19 protein-coding genes and 1 pseudogene are annotated in these 21,094 nt (G+C 39.9%); 16 read left to right on the top strand and 4 right to left on the bottom strand.

What is annotated here, in order from left to right; translation table 11 throughout:
• Window positions 1–9: 9 nt before the first annotated feature.
• The 3 genes from malX to V7137_RS16265 all read right to left on the bottom strand — a co-directional run bounded on the left by malX (window position 10) and on the right by V7137_RS16265 (window position 3,722).
• Window positions 10–1,572: a maltose/glucose-specific PTS transporter subunit IIBC gene (gene malX / locus V7137_RS16275; protein ID WP_335699054.1), complete on the bottom strand. Its 1,563-nt coding sequence runs from the start codon at window positions 1,570–1,572 to the stop codon at window positions 10–12.
• 154 nt (window positions 1,573–1,726) lie between these two features.
• Window positions 1,727–2,494, bottom strand: coding sequence for a MurR/RpiR family transcriptional regulator (locus V7137_RS16270; RefSeq protein WP_335699053.1), 768 nt, complete (start codon window positions 2,492–2,494; stop codon window positions 1,727–1,729).
• 382 nt (window positions 2,495–2,876) lie between these two features.
• Window positions 2,877–3,722, bottom strand: coding sequence for a hypothetical protein (locus V7137_RS16265; protein ID WP_335699052.1), 846 nt, complete (start codon window positions 3,720–3,722; stop codon window positions 2,877–2,879).
• A 636-nt stretch (window positions 3,723–4,358) separates the two neighbouring features.
• Between V7137_RS16265 and V7137_RS16260 the strand changes: the two genes are divergently transcribed.
• From V7137_RS16260 to V7137_RS16240, 6 genes and pseudogenes are all read left to right on the top strand, one after another.
• The gene (locus tag V7137_RS16260) at window positions 4,359–5,303 is read left to right on the top strand and encodes an ABC transporter ATP-binding protein (RefSeq protein ID WP_335699051.1); all 945 of its coding nucleotides are present in this window, start codon (window positions 4,359–4,361) and stop codon (window positions 5,301–5,303) included.
• Entirely contained in the window at window positions 5,300–6,244 is a 945-nt protein-coding gene (locus tag V7137_RS16255; RefSeq protein ID WP_335699050.1) for an ABC transporter permease, read from the top strand. Before V7137_RS16260 ends, V7137_RS16255 begins: the two co-directional genes overlap by 4 nt.
• Before the next feature lie 840 nt (window positions 6,245–7,084).
• A pseudogene (locus V7137_RS30705) lies at window positions 7,085–7,222 on the top strand (alpha/beta fold hydrolase); the annotation flags it as partial.
• A 91-nt stretch (window positions 7,223–7,313) separates the two neighbouring features.
• Window positions 7,314–7,637 (top strand): hypothetical protein, encoded by a 324-nt coding sequence (locus tag V7137_RS16250; protein ID WP_335699049.1) that lies wholly within the window; start codon window positions 7,314–7,316, stop codon window positions 7,635–7,637.
• A 238-nt stretch (window positions 7,638–7,875) separates the two neighbouring features.
• A complete protein-coding gene (locus V7137_RS16245) occupies window positions 7,876–8,085 on the top strand; it encodes a hypothetical protein (RefSeq protein WP_335699048.1) in 210 nt (69 codons plus the stop codon).
• A complete protein-coding gene (locus V7137_RS16240) occupies window positions 8,082–8,369 on the top strand; it encodes a GNAT family N-acetyltransferase (protein WP_335699047.1) in 288 nt (95 codons plus the stop codon). Before V7137_RS16245 ends, V7137_RS16240 begins: the two co-directional genes overlap by 4 nt.
• A 380-nt stretch (window positions 8,370–8,749) precedes the next feature.
• On the opposite strand, the gene V7137_RS16235 is transcribed toward V7137_RS16240, so the two are convergent.
• A complete protein-coding gene (locus V7137_RS16235; protein ID WP_335699046.1) occupies window positions 8,750–9,898 on the bottom strand; it encodes an amidohydrolase in 1,149 nt (382 codons plus the stop codon).
• Window positions 9,899–10,090: 192 nt separating this feature from the next.
• Here V7137_RS16235 and V7137_RS16230 point away from each other — a divergent pair, with 192 nt between their 5' ends.
• The 10 genes from V7137_RS16230 (at window position 10,091) to V7137_RS16185 (ending at window position 20,686) form a co-directional block, all read left to right on the top strand.
• A complete protein-coding gene (locus tag V7137_RS16230) occupies window positions 10,091–10,537 on the top strand; it encodes an Lrp/AsnC family transcriptional regulator (protein WP_335699045.1) in 447 nt (148 codons plus the stop codon).
• A gap of 13 nt (window positions 10,538–10,550) precedes the next feature.
• The gene (locus V7137_RS16225) at window positions 10,551–11,612 is read left to right on the top strand and encodes a M42 family metallopeptidase (RefSeq protein WP_335699044.1); all 1,062 of its coding nucleotides are present in this window, start codon (window positions 10,551–10,553) and stop codon (window positions 11,610–11,612) included.
• Window positions 11,613–11,683: 71 nt separating this feature from the next.
• Window positions 11,684–12,532, top strand: coding sequence for a M55 family metallopeptidase (locus V7137_RS16220; protein WP_335699043.1), 849 nt, complete (start codon window positions 11,684–11,686; stop codon window positions 12,530–12,532).
• 31 nt (window positions 12,533–12,563) lie between these two features.
• Complete coding sequence (locus tag V7137_RS16215; RefSeq protein ID WP_335699042.1) at window positions 12,564–13,490, top strand: ABC transporter permease; 927 nt, start codon at window positions 12,564–12,566, stop codon at window positions 13,488–13,490.
• Between the two features lie 59 nt (window positions 13,491–13,549).
• Complete coding sequence (locus V7137_RS16210; protein ID WP_420490142.1) at window positions 13,550–14,437, top strand: ABC transporter permease; 888 nt, start codon at window positions 13,550–13,552, stop codon at window positions 14,435–14,437.
• Between the two features lie 11 nt (window positions 14,438–14,448).
• The gene (locus V7137_RS16205; RefSeq protein WP_335699040.1) at window positions 14,449–15,468 is read left to right on the top strand and encodes an ABC transporter ATP-binding protein; all 1,020 of its coding nucleotides are present in this window, start codon (window positions 14,449–14,451) and stop codon (window positions 15,466–15,468) included.
• Entirely contained in the window at window positions 15,465–16,418 is a 954-nt protein-coding gene (locus V7137_RS16200; RefSeq protein WP_335699039.1) for an ABC transporter ATP-binding protein, read from the top strand. The genes V7137_RS16205 and V7137_RS16200 overlap by 4 nt, the downstream gene beginning before the upstream one ends.
• A 21-nt stretch (window positions 16,419–16,439) precedes the next feature.
• Window positions 16,440–18,062, top strand: a complete 1,623-nt coding sequence (locus V7137_RS16195) for a peptide ABC transporter substrate-binding protein (RefSeq protein ID WP_335699038.1) — start codon at window positions 16,440–16,442, stop codon at window positions 18,060–18,062.
• A gap of 107 nt (window positions 18,063–18,169) precedes the next feature.
• On the top strand, window positions 18,170–18,535 hold the full coding sequence (locus V7137_RS16190) for a DUF3899 domain-containing protein (RefSeq protein ID WP_335699037.1): 366 nt from the start codon (window positions 18,170–18,172) through the stop codon (window positions 18,533–18,535).
• Between the two features lie 162 nt (window positions 18,536–18,697).
• Complete coding sequence (locus V7137_RS16185; RefSeq protein ID WP_335699036.1) at window positions 18,698–20,686, top strand: S9 family peptidase; 1,989 nt, start codon at window positions 18,698–18,700, stop codon at window positions 20,684–20,686.
• Window positions 20,687–21,094 lie beyond the last annotated feature (408 nt).

Genomic DNA, 21,094 nt, shown 5'->3' with positions numbered 1-21,094 from the left:
AAACCTCTTTTATACTATTTTCTCCAATTGTGTTTTCACCGACGCTACTTGTGTTCCAATGACAACTTGTACATTGTGATCATCAAGGACGACAACTCCAAGTGCTCCGCATCTTTTTAATTCCAATTGATTTATTTTACTCATATCATTTACGACTAGTCGTAAGCGAGTAATACAATTGTCTAGAGACTGAAGATTGCTTTTTCCACCTAAAGCTCCTAAAATTCGCTCTACATCGTATTTACCTTTAGTCTTATGAGATAACTCTTCTTTGCTAACCTCTTCAGTCGTTTCTTCACGACCAGGTGTTTTCAAGTTGAATTTCACAATCGCGTAACGGAAGACTGAATAGTAAACAGTAAACCAAATAGCACCAACAACCAGTACAAGATACCATTTTGTATAAGTCCCTTGTAATACTCCGAAGATGAGGAAATCTAAAATTCCACCGTCTGTGTTTCCAATTTTTACCTCTAATAAAGACATCATCATGAAACCAAACCCAGTCATGATTACGTGAAATACCCATAATACTGGGGAAATGAATAAGAATAAGAACTCAATTGGCTCTGTAATACCAGTTACAAATGTAGCAATAACACCTGAAATTAATAACCCTTTGATTTTTTTACGATTTTCAGGACGAGCAGTATGATAGATTGCTAATGCCACTGCTGGTAAGCCAAACATAAATGTTGGCATTTTTCCTTGTGAAAGGAAAGCGGTAGCGGAAGAGCTAATCGGCGCACCAGCTTTTAATTGAGCGTAGAAAATGTTTAAAGCACCTGACACTGTGTTACTATCTACTACTTGTGTACCGCCAGCTTCAGTAAAGCGAATCATTGCTACTAGAATATGATGTAATCCAAATGGAAGTAACAAACGCTCTCCAGAACCAAAGATAAATGGTCCAAATGGTCCTGATTTATAAATGATATTGCCAATTCCAGCAATAGCCATTGCAAAAATCGGCCAAATCATCGGAAGTAGAAGTCCTACAATGGAAAGTATAATAGATGTAATAATTGGAACGAAACGTGCTCCACCGAAGAAAGCTAAGGCATCTGGTAATTGAACATCATAGAAACGTTTGTGTAATAGATAAACAATAATCCCTACGATAATCCCGCCAAGAACGCCCATTTCTATGGTTTGTATTCCCATGACCATGCCTTGTCCAGCTTCACGTAATTTATCTGCTGCTGCTAATTGATGTGTTTGGGTTAAATAGAAATTAATCGATAAGTTCATGATGACATATCCAACAAATCCAGAGAAAGCAGCGACTCCTTTTTCATAACGAACAAGCCCAAGCGGAATGGCCATAGCAAATAATACTGGTAAATAAGTAAAGGCAAATCCACCGATCGTAGACATAAAGCTAAAAATTACTTGCAAAACTGGATTTCCTAAAAACGGTAACGTTTCAATTGTCGAGGGACTTGTAAAGCTACTTCCAATCCCTAGCATCAATCCCATAAACGCCAATAAAGCGACAGGAAGCATAAACGTTTTTCCTAATCCTTGAAAGAACTCCCAGAAACTTGACTTTATATTCTTCTTCTTGCTCATATCAAAATCCCCTTTGTGATATCAACTTATGTGTTTAGAATAACTGCCTGAATGTCATGTAGCAACCGCTTTCAGGTTTAATGTATGCACTTACATTTTGTGTATAGGTTTACAAAAAGAAAGAACATTGCATCTGCCACAATGTTCGAAACCATTAATTTCTTCCATTCAAATAGGTCAAAATAATAAAATCTAATAATACACTTAATGGGAATCTTGAACTCATATCGATATCTCCGTAATAGCAGTCCACTACATGCCCTTGGAAAGTTAGATCTACTTCTTGCTTTAAACTACTATTCTTTCTTCCAACAATCGCAATCGTTTTTACCTTTTTCTCTTTTAAAATGCTAGCGAATTCTAATATTCTACTCGTTTCACCACTATATGAAACCAAAATAGCTAGATCCTTTTCAGTTAAACATCTCGCCACACTGTATAATGCATCCCAGTCTTCTCGTGCACTACATACTCTACCAGAAAACATTAATTTTCTTGCAGCGTCCACACAGGTTGGAAGTGACGCACCAACTCCAAAAAACTCTACAAAATTACTTTCACGGATGTAGTTTGCGGCTTGCTTAATATCTTCTTCGTTTACATACTGAAGAGTTAGCTCCATTTCCTGCTTTACACGGTCAATATGTGATGTAAGTTCATTTAGGGATGGAATCCTATGATCCTCATCGCTGCTTTTAACATATTTATTTAAAGAATATTTTAAATCTTGGAACCCTTGATATCCAATTTGCTTACATGTTCTGCTTATGGTAGCGGTCGAAACAAATATCTCTCTTGATAATTCATTTAAATTTAGTTTTGCGACACTTTCTGGGTTTTCTAAGATATAATCCAGCACTTGCCGTTCTAATTGACTTAACTGTTCTCGATAGTGAGATAGTCTTTTTAAAAATGTATTCATATTACCCCACCCATTTTTTTGTGCATTTACTAACCTATCATATTTAAAATTCCCGTTCCTGTCATTGATAAAATTAAGGAATTTTAGACCATGGGGACGGTTCTTGTGGCTTCCACTAACCTCATCATAACTTCCCCACCGAGTTTTTACTTTGATTCCAGTGCCTGTGTCACCGCCCGATAACGAGAAGTTATGAAGGGAGATATAAGTGAATGGAGCACTTATTTCAATCGGAAAAAGATTCTAGAAAACAAGAAAATCAACTCGCGCAGTAGCAGGCATAGTATGTTTTTTTGTCCATTTTTTCTTGCAGTGAAAGGCGATTTGGTAAACTATCATTTTGTACTTTAAAAGATTTCTGCGATGCCAACCGTCACATGCTTTATTCATTCGACTGCAGCCAGTCCCAGTCTGGGTCTACTCCATCTATAAACGTATAGGGTATATGCGTATTCTTCCTCCATGCAGCTATCTTCTCCGAATAGTAGTCCATGAGTTGGTTGTTTACGATTCCATAAAAGTAAGCGATCGGATTTTTAACGCGATTGGTTGATTTGATTTTGCGAATCAGCTGCCTAAAGGCCTGGATCGAGATATCCAGGATGTCAGTTGTATCATGCTGACAATCAAAGCGAAACGCAGCAATTTGCACCATATGCCAAAATTCTTCAATGGTTTTTGCATCGGAGAAAAAGCATTTTGCCAGTTGGACAAAAGGCTGTGGGACTCGGCTGCTAACATAGGTATAATCTAATGTTGACGGTTCTTCATAACGTTTATTTATCTTTTGATTTTTAGTTTTTAAAAGATTACTAGTTTCTTTATGGTGGTTCGTTTTTTCCTCTTTGGGCGGTTCATTTGATGGAAAACGATTAAACTGGTATAAGTTGCTGGACTGCGAACCGTTTTTCCGTTCGGTTTCAAAGACCGTAATGACCCCCAATTCCCTTGCCTTCAAAATCATTCGTTTAAAGGTAGACCTTGAAATGCCGTTATCATGGTAATGTTCATGAATCGACTTTAGGATCGTCCCGATTTTCGCATTGCATACCCCAGGGATTTTAGCTGCAAACCGTACCAGCCTTTTTAATCCAACCAATTCCCCTTTAGAAAAATCATGCTTGTGTTCCACTAACCACATCTCCATATGATGATTAAATTCCTTAAGGGAACTGAATTGTGAGAACTCCTTAAATCCTTCCGTATTGCCCGATTTGATACCCCCCATTTTATGACACCCTTCCATCGCTTTTCTGAAGCCCGCTTTATCACGGCACTTCTAAGATATAGGGTTTGGCGGAGTAAATCGAATTCCACTATTTCACTTTTTGCGGGCATTTTTAGAGCAAAACGTCAAAAAAAGGCTTCAAAAATGACATTTGAAGTCGATTTTTGCATTTTGGGCGATTTTTTAATTGATTTCACAGTGTCTGTTGGGGATTTTAGCTGTGGAGAGTTCCGGTACCTGTCACCGCCTGATAATTATCGAAGATTGATCGTTACTATCTTTTTTTATAGCAGAAAATCAGTTCATTATCGTACCTTTGTCATAGTGTTGCGTTCTAATTTAAATGCACATAAACAGCAAAGAATGACTTTTTTATAGGTAACTTTTGCATATGGATGTAGAATTCTAAATGCTTCGTGTAAATTAAGTTCTTTATTCAGGGGTCGTACATCCATTGGTTACGCACTAACTCAATAACAATTCTTGATTTGCATGAATATTTTTAGGTGGAGTTATTAGAAATTTAAATTTATATAAATATGGAACTTTTTGGTTTTTATATCGTACTAATGTTAGGCCATTTTTTAAAATGGCTATAAAGAAGGTTTTATTTTTACAAAGAAAGAGGAGGAACGTATGGGGGTAAATTCTTTAGAAGTACGATCGTTAACGAAGCTAATAGGCAAGAAGAAGATAGTAGATGATGTTAGCTTCAGTATAAAAAAAGGGGAAATCTTTGGTCTTTTGGGTCCAAATGGAGCAGGTAAAACAACCATTATCCGTATGATTGTCAGCTTAATCAAACGGACAGATGGAGAGGTTCGTGTAAATGGCCATAACCTCGATGGACAATTTAAAAAGACAATGAGTGAAATTGGGGCGATTGTTGAAAATCCTGAATTTTACAAGTATATGAGTGGGTACAAGAACTTAAAGCATTATGCAAATATGGCCATTAAAGAAGTGTCAGATGAGCGAATTATGGAAGTTGCTAGGTTAGTAAAATTAGAAGATGCTATTAACCAAAAGGTTAAGACCTATTCTCTTGGAATGAGACAAAGGCTAGGAGTGGCCCAAGCGTTATTACATAACCCGTCACTGCTTATTCTCGATGAGCCTACAAATGGATTGGACCCTCAAGGAATTAGAGAATTTAGAGATTACTTACACACTCTTGCACACGAGGGAATTTCAGTTCTGGTATCCTCCCATCTTTTAGCTGAAATGCAACTGATGTGTGATCGTTTTGCCATTATTGAAAAGGGTAAACTAATACATATTTCTTCCATGAAAGAAACGATGGAAGAAGACGAAAAGACAGAAGTCATTTTTGAGGTAAGCAGCAGCAAAAAAGCAATAGATGTGCTGAAAGAAGAAGTAGCTGATACCGATATCAAGATTCTTGCAGATGACCAATTCTCAGTCCATGTAGAAAAAGCTACTATTAGTACCATTAATAAGCTGTTAATCTCAAAGGATATCGATGTCTATGGCATTAGTAGGGTAACCATTTCACTGGAAGACCGATTCTTAGAAATAACAAACAAAGAAGTTAGAGAGAATGGAGGTGTCATGCAATGATTGCCTTAATTCGTAATGAACTTATGAAATTGTTTCAAAAAAAATCGAGCTGGATTTATCCAATCATCCTAGTACTCGCAGTCATTGTGGGGGGAATTATCTACAATAAAGTATCAGGTGAACCCGATCCGAATTGGCAAGCGGGTATGAAGGCTGAGATTGCTGAGTTGCAGCAGAATGCAAAAACGGCACCAGATGAAGAAAAACAGTTTATTACTGATGAAATTGAACAAAAGCAGAAATATCTGGATGAAAACGTTAACCCAAATTCCGTCAGTAATTGGCATTTTATGAATAATGTTGTATTTGGCGTGACGACTTTGGTGACGTTGCTGGCGGTGATTGTATGCAGTGCCAGTGTATCCGCTGAATTTGCAGATGGAACGATTAAGCAGCTGTTAATCAGACCGCATCAGAGATGGGCCATCCTTATGTCCAAATATCTATCATTAATGATCTATTCGCTTATTCTTGTAGCAACACTTATTATTGCTGGATATCTTGTTGGTTTCATTTTATTTGGTAATGGCGACTTTACCGCGAAAATCTTTGAGATGGCGATAGACGGGCAGAAGGAGGCAGAAGTCGGTCCACAGTTCTTCCTTAAAATTGCCTACTACCTTCCAAGTTTGTTGGTTATAACGGCCATTGCCTTTATGCTCTCCACTTTATTTAAAAGTCAGGCATTGGCGGTGGGAATTGGAATCTTTGTTCTGTTTATCTCTTCCACCTTGGGCGGGTTAATTGTGCTGCTTGCAGAAAAATACGAATGGGCAAAATATTTAATTTTTCCGCATCTCGATTTAACCATTTATGCGTTGCAGGATAAGATTTTGGGAGACATTACCCTACCGATATCACTGGCAATCCTGGCTGTGTATTATGCCATTTTTATGATCCTGACTTTCGTGTTTTTCCAGAGGCGGGATATTAGTATATAAGAGATAAAAACGACTGTTGAAAAAATGGGATTAGAGGAATGGACCATGGGGACCGTTCTGGTGGCATTAACTTGCCTCTCATTAAAGACTATGGGAACTGTTCCCTTTGGGGTCCGTTCAGGAATACGGGAGAGGTCTGATTTAAGACATTGAAAGCATAAAAAGGACAAAAAGGCATCTGAATGGGACCATTCAGATGCCTTTTGTATACACTCTGAACCAGCTTGTTTTAACGGTTCTGTTTTCCTATTCTTGCTTATACAGGTTTATAGCAGTTGTCGACATTCTTTTCAGGCATTTGAAGGGATAAATTCAGTAATGGTGCGCAGAGAGGTCACTTTTAACCAAACGTTTGTGTAGTGTCGAAATGGCGGGAGGTTACTAGAATCGTGTAAGTTCAAGAGAAACCCATCTGATTTTGTTGAAGGTTAGGTTATATCCTGCGAAATTAATTAACTGTTCTCGACAATTTTCTTTCCTGCTTGGTGGGGAAGATTAGTAAAGGTCAGTACTTGCAGCTGTTTTAATCAGACGATTGATTAGTATATCATATACGGAATTTAGTCGAAAAGATGTCGTTTAGTGCAATTAGAGGTTGAAACGCTATAAATCGACTTACTTTATATCCATTTTTCAACAAATTATTAATGCTTATGGAAGGACTGACCCTTAATTATCAAGGGTTGAGGCACTTTCAATTAAACGATTGGTTAAAAGGGAAATCTGAGGAAAATGGGCGAGATTTGTCATCTAACCGATTGTAATGTGGACCATGGGGACGGTTCTGGTGGTACACATTCATCATAATAAGCTTTAAGATACTATGAAAAGAGAAAAGATTTCGTGAAAGGTAAATTTCCAAATTCCACATTTTCCATTTTGGATCAAGCAGGTCATATGCTTCAAATTGAAAAACGTGAACTAGTTCAAGAACTAATTAAAGATTGGTTAATTAGGACCCTCCAGTTCATGGACTAAGATAAATATCAGCTGACGGATTAGGTCTATTAACACAAGGAATAGGAGAATTTCTGGCAAAATATGATAATGGGGAGAGGAGGAGGAGATGTTGATTTTTTCTGTAATCGCATTTGCAACTTTGAGTATTTCCATTGTATCAACTTTTTTTGCTATCAAAGGCAGGCATCATCTTTACTGGATTGCCGCGATTGGAATATACATTTTCAGTGTAATTACTGGTTTTAGTATAGGTCAAATCACCGTTGGATTTACATTTGTGTTTTTAGCTTTGGCGATCGGAAATTCATTCAAATTAATAAAAAACAAATTCCATTTTTCAGCGTTTCTAGGAGTTGGATGTTTGGTTGGTTTTTTAATAGTTGTATTTGTAGACGATTATTGGATATTCCTTCCCTTACCGTTATTCAGCTAATGTGGGACCAGGAAGGTTGCGAGGAGAAGGTTGAAGCACTTCTCTTTTTTTATATTATCTAAAACTATACCACAGGATGTCATTGTTGGACCCACTGGTACCTTAACTGGTAATCAGGTTGTTTAATAAAATGTTGTTATGATATCTAACAAAGTTAATGTCGAAAAACATTTACTTGTTTAAACTTCGTATTATAAGAAACACAGTTTCTAATTTTAGCTTTAGTAGGGTTATGAAAATGGAGATTAAAATCGCAAAAGAGATGGATGTTCCTGTTGTTTACAAGCTTATGTTAGAGGCGTTTGAAGAATATCGGTCACTTGAAGTTCCTTCAAGTGCAATTAATGAATCGTTAGAAGCATTACAAATTGCAATTAAGAGTAATTCAGAGAAAGCTTTATTATGTTCGATAAATGGGAGACCACTCGTTCCTGCAGGTTTACCATGAAAGAGGATACTTTATATTTTTCGCGAGTATCTGTGACACCCGCAGCAAGGGGTAAAGGAATAGCAAAAGCTATGTTATCGTGGCTTGAAAAATATGCTTATGACAATTTTAAAGGGAAAATGGCATGCCGTGTTCGAGTGTCATTACCTAAAAATATTAGTTGGTACCAGTCCATGGGTTATTTTATTTCTAAAGAGGAAGTTGTAACGAATCCTAATGGCTTTTTAGTGAAAACTGTTGTAATGGAAAAAACTTTAGTTGCACCGAATATCTCAATGAATTAAATCGGCTTTGAACCTAAGCTACAGGATGCGTTTCTACAAAAATAGTGGAGAGGCTTTTTCATGTTCAACTTAACCAGTCGTTAGTGGAGCAAGGAAATTCCAATAGTTTTTGAATTATTATTAAAAGTAAATTTAAAGGACAGGTGCTCTACGTAAATATCTGACTACCAAAAATGGTAGAAAATGAAGTTTGCCTTTATTTAAAAAAGGGGTGCACATATAAGGAGATCTCCGAAAAATTATTAATAAAGTGTCCATATAGTAAACAAGCAAATAAAAAGTATTTAAAGATTCCAGCCTGCAAAAGATATTAAAGCTATTATCGAAGGAGCACCATGGGGGTAGACCCATGGCGCTCCTTTGCTTTAACCACTTAGCTATTAGAAATTATCCAAGCTGAATATCAATTCGCCGTTTATATATGTTTGTTCGACCTTGCTTCTTAGATCGAAGGGGTCACCACTCCAAAGGACGAAGTCAGCGTCTTTCCCCACTTCAATGGAACCCACCCTTTCTTCCACACCTAAATGTTTTGCAGCGTTTATCGTGATGGCCTTTAATGCTTGATCTTCACTCAGTCCATATTTAACGGCTAAGATGGCACTTGTTGTTAAATGTTCTATGCCTACCACAGGGTGATCTGTTGTTATAGAAAACGGTACACCGGCTTCAGCAAGGGCAGTTAGTGTTTGCCAGCCTTTGTCGGCAAGCTCAATTTTAGAACGAGTAGACATAGTAGGACCCACAGAAACCCTTACATCATGCTTCGCAATAAATGAAGCAATGAAGTGACCCTCCGTACAATGTTCAATCGTAAGGTCAATGCCAAATTCACGCTTTAGACGAAGGACGGTTACGATATCATCAGAACGATGTGCATGAACACGTAAAGGGATTTCTTTATTTAAGACTTTTGCGATGTTTTCTAAATCAAGTTTGCGTTCTATTCTGCCTTCTTTTCTTTTTTTTAGATAATTCTGTGCTTCGATCAATTTTTGACGAAGCAGTGAGGCGGTTCCCATTCGTGTAGTTGGAAGCTTCCCTTTTGTTCCATAAAAACGTTTAGGATTTTCCCCGGTGGCTGCTTTTAACCCAGAAGGGCTCCTTAACAGCATTTCATCCACAATATGTCCAGCTGTTTTTAAAACGACCATTTCTCCACCGATGACATTTGCGCTTCCTGGCATAATCTGAACCGTTGTAACACCTGCGCGGCGAGCATCTTCAAAGCCCTTATCACGTGGGTTAATGCCGTCTAACGCACGTGCCTCTGGAGTAGTCGGAGAACTTATTTCATTATAATCATGACCTTCTGCTCCTATTCCTTCTTCATGGATGCCAAGATGTGTATGTACGTCAATTAATCCAGGGGTTACCACTTTTCCTTGGGCATCAATAACAACAGCCCCTGCTGGTATCGGAAGGTTTTCTCCTATCTCCTTAAATTTACCTCCTTCAATAAGAATGGTTGTCTTATCTAAGCTATTCCCTTGTCCATCAAAGCCTTTTACATTTTTTAGAGCTAACATCTTCCTCATCCTCCTATTAAATTTTTTGCTGAAAAATGTTGCTATCTGGAAATTCTTTCATTATAATATCCTTAAATTCCTAATTCAGATAATAAAGTAAATTTTAAATAATGTAAATAGACAGTAAATTAATAAATTGCTACTTTTATGAGGAAGCTAATTGAAAAAACACGACTGAAATGAGGAAATACTTTGAGATACGAAATAGATGAACTGGATAGAGGGATATTAAAGTACATTTCGAAGGATGGAAGAATGTCCTTCACTGAGATTGCCTCTGGCCTAAATGTTACGGAAAAAACGGTTCGACTCCGTTATAAGAACCTTCTAGACAATGGAGTTATGGAGGTTGTTGGTGTCGTTAACCCGAGTGCGCTTGGGATCAAATCCGGTGCGATTATTCAATTAAAGGTAACTCCTCAATCTTTAAATAAGGCCATTGAAGCAATGAGGGAATTTCGCGAAATCCGTTATATTACGATGACTACAGGACCTTATTCATTACTCGTCCAAATAGCGGTACCTGGTCAGGATGATATTACAGCTGTTATTCATAAAATTAATGAAATACCTTACATTACTGAAATGAATACGATTATCCAACTGGATGTTTATAAAAACACCTACGACTACTTTTAAGGGAGTTTTTGAAATGATAGATATATTAAAAACGCTAACTAGCTTGTCAGGTCCTTGTGGGTATGAGCATTCGGTGTCTTATTTTTTAAAAGAGTATTTAGAAGATAAGGTGGATGAAGTAACCATTGACCCTATTGGCAATGTGATTGCCAAAAAAAGGGGGGATAAACCTGGTCCGACCGTTCTTTTAACTGCCCATATCGATGAAATCGGCTTTATTGTAAAAAAAATTGAAACGAATGGGTTGCTGCGGTTTGAAAAGCTTGGGGGTAACGATGATCGTATCCTGCTTGCACAGCCGGTAAGGGTAATGGGGACAGATGGTGAGGTTGCTGGTGTCATTGGAACGATATCCGCTCATTATGCAAAATTCGATGACTCCTCTAAGGTTAGGAAACATAGCCAGATGTACATCGATATCGGCGCCTTATCCAAAAGTGAAGTGCTGGAAATGGGCGTTGAAGTAGGGACGCCGGTCACATGGGGTACCGAGTTCCAACAGTTTGGTCCGCAATCGTCTCCAAAAATTAGAGCCAAATCGTTAGATGACCGTGCTGGCTGTGCCGTCTTGTTACAGACATTGAGGGAGCTTCAGGAGGAATCTTTTGCTGGGGAACTAATCTTCCTTTTTGCCGTACAGGAAGAGGTCGGCTTAAGAGGGGCGAAAACGGCGGCAGAACATTTGAAAGCCGATGCAGCCATCGCCGTTGATACGACAGCAGTAAGTGATACTTTGGAGGAAACAATGGATCAAAGCCTGGCCCTCGGCGCCGGAACAGGCATTAAGGTAATGGATTTCAGCTTAATTGTACAGAAGACGATGAAGGATCTGCTCATTAGGTTGGCAAAGGAAAACAAGATTCCCTACCAGCTTGAGGTCTTTCCGGGAATTGGGACTGATGGTGGGGCAGTAAATTATGCCAATAAGGGAATTCCAACAGGGGTTCTATCCATCCCTTCCCGCTATGCCCACTCACCGGTGGAAGTAGTCGATGTCGGGGATCTCGAGGCAACAAAAGATTTGGTGAAAGCCTTTATCTTAAACTTGCACGAGAATCAGACATTTCCATTTTAGTAGAATGATAGGGACATAAGCCTCCGATAACCAATAAATTCAAAATATTAAACATAAAAGGAGCTTTAATCATGAAAATTTTTATTTCAGCAGATATGGAAGGAATTTCAGGAGTCGCCACTAATCAACAACTTAAAACAAATTCAGAGTATCAGCGTTTCCGTAAGCTTATGACGGCCGATGTGAATGCGGCGATTGAAGGAGCATTTAACGGGGGAGCAACCGAAGTGGTAGTTGCTGATGGTCATGGCAACATGTCCAATATTTTAATAGAAGATTTAGACTCCCGTGCCCGCCTTGTTTCTGGAAACAACCGCGTAATGTGTCAGCTTGAAGGGCTGGACGATACATTTGATGGAATTATGTTTGTTGGGCACCATGGGCGTGAAGGCGGCTCTGATGTAACACTTATCAGCCACACACTTGCTGGCATTTGTGTCAATGAGATGAAAATCAATGGCAAAATTGTCGGTGAAACCGAAATGAATTCTCTTGTTGCCGGGGCATTTGGGGTACCAGCGTTATTTATCAGCGGTGATGATGCTTATGTAAAAGAAGTAAAAGAGACCCTTCCGGAAGTTGAAGGAGCGGTAGTAAAAAGAGCGGTTGACCGTTTTGCTGCTGAATTGATTCATCCTGAAGTGGCGCGTGCCGAAATTCGTGAGAAAGCAGAAGCCGCCGTCAAAAAGGCAAAATCCATAAAGCCAATTGCTTTCGAGGGCCCAATTACCTTTGATCTTCAATTTAAAGGACCTCAGCAGGCAAAAATGACAACAACTCTTCCGACTGTGGAACTAACTGGTCCGAAAAGCATCCGTTTTACATGTGATGATATGGTTACTGCCTATAAGCATATGTGGGGCTGCGTTATTATTGCTATGACTGCGACAAACGGAGTGTTAGGGTCTGTAAATGCATAAAGAGAATCTTTATAAATAGGAGGTGAAGGGCATGTACATTGTAAAAAGATTACTAATGATGCTGCTGACAATCTGGGTAATTGCCACGTTAACTTTCGTGATCATGAAATCTATTCCAGGTGATCCCTTTGCTTCAGATGCAAATGTATTGCCGAAGGAAGTCCTTGAGAATATCAGGGCTAAGTATAATTTGGACGAGCCTCTTCCAGTCCAATATGTATTGTATATGAAAAACCTAGCCACCCTTGATATGGGTCCTTCAATAAAGTCAGAAACAAGATCGGTGAACGACATTATTACTGACGGAATTCCTGTCTCTGCTCAATTAGGGGTTCAAGCACTTGTCATTGCTCTCTTTTTCGGACTGATATTAGGTATTATCGCCGCCCTTTATCATAATCGGGCGATTGACTTCACCGCAATGATGTTAGCCATCATCGGGATATCGGTACCTAACTTTATCCTCGCACCATTGTTGATAAAGTACTTTTCTGTTCAATGGCACATGCTTCCCGTTGCTTCATGGGGAACTTGGCAGCACACGATATTACCATCATTTGCACTTGCTGCAACACCTTTAGCTGTTATAGCCCGGTTCATGCGCTCAAGCATGATCGATGTGATGAATCAGAATTATATCAAAACAGCAGATGCCAAAGGTTTATCTACTTTTAAACTTGTAATACGCCACGGAATTAGAAATGCTATTTTACCAGTTATTACGTTTATCGGTCCGTTAGCTGTAACCTTAATCACAGGTACCTTCGTTATTGAAAAAATCTTCGCCATTCCTGGCTTGGGTAAGTATTTTGTTGATGGGATATTTAACCGTGACTATCCTGTCATCATGGGAACAACCATCTTTTTTAGTTCGATCCTTGTCACCATCCTTTTCTTGATCGACATATCGTACCGTTTAATTGATCCAAGAATTAAATTAACGAGTGGGGGGAACTGACCATGCAATCAAAAACCATCGATAACAACCGGTTTCGGCCGGTTTCTCCTGAAAAAAGAATGGTTGAAGTCGTACAGCGGCCTTCCCTTAGTATTTGGAAAGAAACCATTATTAACATTTTAAAAAATAAGCTGGCGGTTGTAGGATTTTCATTATTGTTACTCATTGTAGCCCTCGCGCTATTTGGGCCTTATACGGTTCCATTTAGCCCGACGGATCAAGACTTAATGAAGGGAAACCTGCAGCCGGATAGTAAACACTGGTTCGGAACTGATGATTTAGGCCGGGATATGTGGTCAAGAACATGGTATGGAGCACGTGTTTCCCTCACAATAGGAATTGTCGCAGCACTCATTGACCTTTTATTAGGGGTAACGATTGGCGGTATTTCTGGTTATATGGCAGGAAGAAGCAAACTAGGGGACAGAGTGGATAACATCATCATGAGATTGATGGAAATCCTTTATGGTATTCCTTATTTACTTGTTGTTATTTTATTAATGGTTGTGATGGAACCAGGAATGACCACGATTATTATTGCTTTAACGGTAACGGGATGGGTCGGAATGGCCCGGATCACCCGTGGACAAATTTTACAATTGAAATCACAGGATTATGTCCTGGCAGCTGAGAAATTGGGTACTTCTCATGCGAAAATTATCTTACGCCATTTGCTGCCGAATACGCTTGGAATTATTATCGTAAATTTAACGTTTACGATTCCTCAGGCGATTTTTGCGGAAAGCTTCCTAAGCTTTCTAGGTTTAGGGGTCCAAGCTCCGTTTGCGAGCTGGGGCACCATGGCCAATGATGCTTTAGGGGTTATCTTAAGCGGCCAATGGTGGCGCTTATTTTTCCCAGGATTTATGATTTCCCTCACGATGTTCGCATTCAATGCTTTTGGTGACGGATTACAAGATGCCTTAGACCCACGAAACCGCAACTAGGAGGTGTGACCATGGCTCATTTACTTGACGTGAAAAACTTAGAAGTTAACTTTAAAACCTACGGGGGAGAGGTTCAAGCAGTCCGCAATGTCTCCTTTCATGTGGATAAAGGAGAGATTGTCGCCATTGTCGGCGAAAGCGGCAGTGGAAAGAGTGTCACTGTCCAAACCATTATGGGTTTGATCCCAACCCCTCCAGGAAAAGTAAAAAACGGTGAAATCCTGTTTGAAAACCAAGACCTTCTTAAACTATCAAAACGGGATTTACAGAAAATAAAAGGTTCGAAGATTAGTATGGTCTTCCAAGATCCAATGACATCCTTAAATCCGACCATGAAAATTGGTAAGCAAATTGAGGAAGGGCTTATCTTCCATCAAAAACTTAGTAAGTCAGAAGCAAAAAAGCGGGCGATAGAAATGATTCGCCTGGTTGGAATTCCAAATCCTGAAGAACGGTACAGTCAGTATCCACACGAGTTTAGTGGCGGGATGAGACAAAGGGCCATGATTGCGATTGCACTTTCTTGTAATCCGGCGCTGCTGATCGCAGATGAGCCGACAACAGCACTTGATGTAACCATTCAAGCCCAGGTGCTTGATTTGATGAAAGACTTAAAAGAAAAAATGAATACTGCAATCATTTTAATTACCCATGATTTGGGGGTTGTAGCTGAAACTGCTGAACGAGTGATTGTCATGTATGCCGGCATGATGGTAGAAAGCGCAACTGTACAGGAGTTGTTTGAAAATCCGAAGCATCCATATACTTGGGGATTAATGGAGTCAATTCCGGATTTAGAGTCGGAACATAAATCCCGCTTGATTCCGATTGAGGGTTCACCGCCTGATTTATTTTCACCACCAAAGGGCTGCCCATTTGCGCCAAGATGTAAATATGCCATGGAGATTTGCTTAGAGGAAATGCCTCCTGCCTTCGAAGTAGGGAAAGGCCATTCTGCTAAATGCTGGTTAAATGATCCTCGTGCACCATTAGAGGAAATGGAAGTCGCAGCAGGGAGGGTTACAGAATGAGTGGAACGATTGTTCAAGTAGAAGGCATGAAAAAATACTTCAACATCAAAAGGGATCAAACGGTTAAATCCGTTGATGATATTTCCATCACCATCCGCAAAGGAGAAACCTTTGGACTAGTTGGGGAGAGCGGAAGCGGAAAGTCTACACTTGGTAAAACGATTGTCGGACTTCAAAAGCCATCTGCAGGTAAAATCCTCTACAATGGTGTGGATGTAGACACGCTTGGTCGAAAAGAAAAAGCAATCGTTAATCGTGAAATGCAAATTATTTTCCAGGATCCATATGCCTCTTTAAATCCAAGAATGCGAGTTGGTGACATTATCGCCGAAGGAATGGATGCTCATGGTTTGGCAAAGGGAAAAGAGAGACAAGAGCGGATCTTTGACCTTCTCAGCAGGGTAGGTCTGCGGCCTGAACAAGCCAAACGATATCCGCATGAATTTAGCGGCGGACAGCGTCAGCGTATTGGGATTGCCCGTGCCCTGGCCGTGAATCCAAAGTTTATCGTCGCCGATGAACCGATTTCGGCCTTGGATGTTTCCATCCAGGCCCAGGTCATCAACTTGATGGAGGATTTAAAAGTGCAGGAAGGGTTAACGTACTTATTTATTGCTCATGACCTCGGCATGGTTAAGCACATCAGCGACAGGATTGGGGTTATGTACCTTGGAAAAATGATGGAACTGGCCAATAGCCAAGATTTATTTGCTGAGCCGCTTCATCCTTATACACAGGCATTATTATCAGCCATACCAGTTGCGAATCCTAGCGCAGCAAAACGAGAGCGAATTGTCCTTCAGGGAGATCCGCCAAGCCCGGTCAATCCGCCAAGCGGTTGCCGGTTCCGTACAAGATGTCCACATGCTATGTCTATTTGCGCCGAATCTGTTCCAGTCTGGAAAGAAGTAAAAGCGAATCATTGGACAGCCTGTCATCTATATAACTAATAAAAATCAGGGGGAAATCAAATGAAAAAGTGGTTATGGTCACTTGCAGCAGTACTTATGCTAAGTTCCGTCCTAGCTGGCTGCAGCGGCGGGAACGATGAAAAAGCTTCAGGCACAAGTGCAAAAAATGTAAAACAGGAACTCACGTTAAACGCCATGAGTGAGCCACCGGCAATCGACCCGGCAATGGCAACCGATACAACTTCAGGCTGGGTATTGGATCATATTTTTGAAGGATTATTTACAAAGGATAAAGAAGGAAAGCCAGTACCTGGTGTTGCAAAAGAAACAAAGGCTTCTGAAGATGGAAAAACGTATACATTCACACTTCGTGATGATGCAAAATGGTCTGATGGAACACCTGTAACCGCACAGGACTTTGAATACGCTTGGAAGCGTGTATTGAATCCTGAAACAGGAAGCCAATTCGCCTTTTATCTGTACTATATTAAGGGTGCAGAAGAATACAACAAAGGAAAAGGTCCTGTTGAAAATGTTGGTGTAACAGCAAAAGATGATAAGACGCTTGTAGTAGAATTAAATGCACCGCTTGGCTACTTCAACGAATTATTAACCATGTGGACCTTCTACCCAGTTAAGAAAGAGCTTGTAGAAGGAAACAAAAATTGGGCAGCAGAAGCAACAGGATATATCAGTAATGGTCCATTCAAAATGACAGAATGGAAGCATGATAGCCAAGTAGTGGTGGAAAAGAATGAAAACTACTGGAACAATAAAGAAGTTAACTTAACAAAAGTGACTTGGAAGATGGTTACTGACGCAACAACGTATTATCAAATGTATAAATCAGGTGAACTTGATTTAATTCAAACATTACCAACAGACGTAGTAGCACAAGAACAAAGCAACAAAGAATTTAAAAATGTTCCATACTTTGGAACTTATATGTACATGTTTAACGTAGAGAAAGCTCCATTTACAAATGCGAAAGTTCGTCGTGCATTTGCCATGGCTCTTGATCGTGAGGCGTTAACGAAAAACATCACGAAAGCTGGCGAGACTCCTGCCTATGCATTTGTTCCGCCTGGAGTGGAAACATCTAAAGGCGATTTCCGTAAGGCTGGGGGAGAATATTTCAAAGAAAATGCTGAAGAAGCTAAGAAATTACTAAAAGAAGGTATGGCTGAAGAGGGTTGGTCAACATTACCTGAAGTAACATTATTGTATAATACAGCAGAAAACCACAAGAAAATTGCTGAAGCGGTTCAAGAAATGTATAAGAAGAATCTTGGTGTAAATATTAAATTAGCGAACCAAGAATGGAAAACATATCTAGATACCACTGCTCAAAAGAACTACCAAATGGCTCGTATGGGATGGATTGGGGTACTGCTTGATCCAGCCGTTATTCTTGACTATTACCTAGGAGAAAGTCCAAATAACCGTACTGGTTGGAAGAGCGAAAAGTATGATAGCTTAATCGCTCAAGCAAAGGTAGAGCAAGATCCAGACAAGCACTTCCAGTTGATGCATGATGCAGAAAAAGTATTAATGGAAGAACTGCCTTTTGTACCAGTCTACCATTATACAAATACGTACCTAACATCACCTAAATTTGAAGATGTCGTTTATCCATTTAACCGCTATCCAAATGTGAAATGGGCAAAAAAAGTTTCTGAATAATAAGCAGTTTGATTGGAGTGCAGGCAGGATTTAGTTTTATCCTGTCTGCTTACCCTTTTAAAAGACACATTCATACATATTTTTTCCAACAGGGAGGAAGAGAAAGCATGAAAAAACTTATTCCATTTCTATTAACTACTTTGGTATGGATCGTTATAAAAAAGGCAGCGGACCTTTCTCTGGTTGATTTGATTAACCATTCTTTCCTGGCTGGAATCATCAGCCTCTTGGCAGGAGCATGCTTTGTTATCTTTCAATCCGGGTTCCTATCATTATTTTTCCATGGATTCCGGACGCTTGGTTCGTTTGCAACGCCAAGGTCAAGGGCAATGGAACGCGTCGACCAACTAGTTTCCGAGGATGAAGGATGGCAGCATTTTAAGAATAAGCTAGCTGGACAAATGGCTCTTTCCTCCTTTTTGATTGGCTTTAGCTCGATTGCGGTTTCTTTGGTCGGACTTGTTTTATACTAGAATGCTGAATTCCTTTTTTAAAAGGGGATAATCAATCAAACTAGATAAGGTCCGGTTTCACCATTGATGAAGATGCACTAGAAATCGGTGTAAAAATGTTTTTACATGCAACGTTAAAATTTTTGATTTTATGAAAAGTAAGTTCATAGAATGGGAGGAAGAATGGTGGCAATAAAAAGAGGGGTAGAAGCAGAAGATTTATATCAATTGAAGTCAGTAGTAAACCCGCAGTTTTCTCCTGATGGCCAGTCGTTTGTGTATGTTCAAACCACGATTGATCAAGAGACCGATGAGTATCAAGCTCATTTATTTTATCAGACATTAGAAAGTAGTTGCAAGCCTGACCAATGGACGTTTGGAAAAGGGAGAAATTATACACCCAGATGGTCCCCTGAGGGTACGCAGGTAGGCTTTGTTTCCAATCGAAGCGGAAAAAACCAACTCTATGTGTTAAGTGTGAAGGGCGGGGAAGCAAGACAGATAACGTTTTTGCCTAGTGGGGCAAGCAACCCTGTGTGGTCCCCGGATGGAACAAAATTGGCATTTACGACATCTTTAACTCCTGATCAAACTTTTTTTGACAAGGAAGAAGAGAAGAAGCAGGAAAAGCTCGTACCGCTTGAAGTAACGAAAATGAAATATAAATCCGATGCGGAAGGTTTTTGGCAAGGTCATTACAAACAAATCGCTATGGTTGATGTAAAAACAGGAGAATTGACTCAACTTACTACCGGTAATTATGATGTGAGCCTTTATGGCTGGTCGCCTGATGGGAAGATTCTAGCCGTTGGTGCAGACGCAACTGATGAGGACGATTTGTCGTTTAACCAGGATGTTTATTTGCTAGATATTGATCGTAAAGAATTAACTCCTGTGACCGATGGAACGGGCTATTTTGGAAACGCATCTTGGTCACAGGACGGGAAGTATCTGGCGATGTTTGGCCATCAGCGGGAATTCGAAAATGCTACCCATCCAAAGATTTGGCTTTATGAAGCAGCCACGAAGACGCTCTCATGCCTTACACCAGAGTGGGAAGGTCTCGCCGGTGATTATATGGTGGGAGACTTCCATCAAGGTGCGGCTTCTCCTGGTTTATTATGGACAAGTGATAGCAAGGGCTTTTATTTTATTGGGACGGACCATGGCAGTACAAATATTTATTTTGGGGATATCAGCGGCGAAATTCATCCGGTTTATGTGGGAGAGCAGCATGTTTATGGGCTATCAGTCCATTCGGATTCGCAAAAGGCACTAGCCACCCTTAGTAAACCTGATCAAATCGGTGATATTTACTTGTTGTCGCTCGCTGATAATAGAACGATTGAAAAATTGACCAATGTAAATGAGCTGGCCTTAAACGAGTTAATTCTATCTAAACCTGAAACGTTTGAATTTAAAGGTGCAAATGGCTGGGATGTTCAGGGATGGCTGATGAAGCCGGCCCACTTTGAAGAGGGGGAAAAATACCCTTTAATCCTTGAAATCCATGGTGGTCCGCATGCGATGTACGGAAATACGTATATGAATGAGTTTCAAATATTGGCTGGTAAAGGGTATGCAGTATTGTGCGTGAATCCAAGGGGCAGTCACGGATATGGCCAGGAATTCGTCAATGCTGTTCGAGGCGATTACGGCAACGGTGACTATCAAGATATCATGCTGGCTGTTGATTATGTTTTAGACCAGTATGATTTCATTGATGAAACTCGTCTAGGTGTAACGGGCGGCAGCTATGGCGGCTTTATGACGAACTGGATTGTCGGCCATACGAATCGATTTAAAGCGGCTGTCACCCAGCGTTCTATTTCGAACTGGATTAGTTTTTATGGGGTTAGTGATATTGGCTATTATTTTTCGGAGTGGCAAATTGGCGCCGATTTAAGTGACATGGAAACGCTATGGAGGCATTCACCACTTGCCTATATTAAAAATGTAGAAACACCATTATTGATTCTTCATAGTGAAAAAGATTACCGGTGTCCAATAGAGCAGGCAGAGCAATTATTCATTGCCCTGAAACGACTAGGCAAAGAAACCAAATTCGTGCGATTCCCAGAAGAAAATCATGAACTATCCAGAAGTGGAAAACCAAGCCTTCGTAAAGATCGGCTAAACTACATTGTGGATTGGTTTGAAGCACACATCTAGTGATGTTAAAGGCTATTTAACTTGAAACCACCCTGTTTGGATGCAAAGGGTGGTTTTATTGATTTGGGGTCAGGCCAATTTGGAATCCCCTTCTTTCAAATAGGAAAGAAATGATGTCAGGGTAGAGTCTCTTTCTGATACAAAATTAGAGATCAATTATGCTGCAGAAACTAGTAAAAAAACATACAAGTAATTGCTCATAGAGGTGATTCTGGAAATGCACCAAAGCATACCATGGAGACCTATGAATTAGCTAGAAAGAGAACCTTCGACATTCATTTCGGGCATCTGCAAAAGGAAAGTCAGGTATATAGAGAGCTGAGACTAATTTTAAACGTTTGGGTAGTTTCGAAAAGGCAGAGTTTTAATAGAAAAAAATGGAATATTGAGAGAAATCCATTTGGAGAA

The sequence above is a fragment of the Neobacillus drentensis genome (assembly GCF_036962765.1).
In the GTDB taxonomy this organism is placed as follows: domain Bacteria; phylum Bacillota; class Bacilli; order Bacillales; family Cytobacillaceae; genus Neobacillus; species Neobacillus drentensis_C.
Note: the sequence above shows the minus strand (reverse complement) of the source record. Positions and strands in the feature narration are given on the sequence as shown.

Bases quoted from the DNA above. Each gene is read 5' to 3' on its own strand.
- V7137_RS16245 (WP_335699048.1), top strand. From the start codon at position 7,876: ATGGAGATTAAAATCGCAAAAGAGATGGATGTTCCTGTTGTTTACAAG.
- V7137_RS16240 (WP_335699047.1), top strand. From the start codon at position 8,082: ATGAAAGAGGATACTTTATATTTTTCGCGAGTATCTGTGACACCCGCA.
- V7137_RS16185 (WP_335699036.1), top strand. From the start codon at position 18,698: ATGGTGGCAATAAAAAGAGGGGTAGAAGCAGAAGATTTATATCAATTG.
- V7137_RS16225 (WP_335699044.1), top strand. From the start codon at position 10,551: ATGATAGATATATTAAAAACGCTAACTAGCTTGTCAGGTCCTTGTGGG.
- V7137_RS16260 (WP_335699051.1), top strand. From the start codon at position 4,359: ATGGGGGTAAATTCTTTAGAAGTACGATCGTTAACGAAGCTAATAGGC.
- V7137_RS16200 (WP_335699039.1), top strand. From the start codon at position 15,465: ATGAGTGGAACGATTGTTCAAGTAGAAGGCATGAAAAAATACTTCAAC.
- V7137_RS16205 (WP_335699040.1), top strand. From the start codon at position 14,449: ATGGCTCATTTACTTGACGTGAAAAACTTAGAAGTTAACTTTAAAACC.
- V7137_RS16190 (WP_335699037.1), top strand. From the start codon at position 18,170: ATGAAAAAACTTATTCCATTTCTATTAACTACTTTGGTATGGATCGTT.
- V7137_RS16210 (WP_420490142.1), top strand. From the start codon at position 13,550: ATGGTTGAAGTCGTACAGCGGCCTTCCCTTAGTATTTGGAAAGAAACC.
- V7137_RS16255 (WP_335699050.1), top strand. From the start codon at position 5,300: ATGATTGCCTTAATTCGTAATGAACTTATGAAATTGTTTCAAAAAAAA.
- V7137_RS16215 (WP_335699042.1), top strand. From the start codon at position 12,564: ATGTACATTGTAAAAAGATTACTAATGATGCTGCTGACAATCTGGGTA.
- V7137_RS16220 (WP_335699043.1), top strand. From the start codon at position 11,684: ATGAAAATTTTTATTTCAGCAGATATGGAAGGAATTTCAGGAGTCGCC.
- malX (WP_335699054.1), bottom strand. From the start codon at position 1,572: ATGAGCAAGAAGAAGAATATAAAGTCAAGTTTCTGGGAGTTCTTTCAA.
- V7137_RS16270 (WP_335699053.1), bottom strand. From the start codon at position 2,494: ATGAATACATTTTTAAAAAGACTATCTCACTATCGAGAACAGTTAAGT.
- V7137_RS16265 (WP_335699052.1), bottom strand. From the start codon at position 3,722: ATGGGGGGTATCAAATCGGGCAATACGGAAGGATTTAAGGAGTTCTCA.
- V7137_RS16235 (WP_335699046.1), bottom strand. From the start codon at position 9,898: ATGTTAGCTCTAAAAAATGTAAAAGGCTTTGATGGACAAGGGAATAGC.
- V7137_RS16195 (WP_335699038.1), top strand. From the start codon at position 16,440: ATGAAAAAGTGGTTATGGTCACTTGCAGCAGTACTTATGCTAAGTTCC.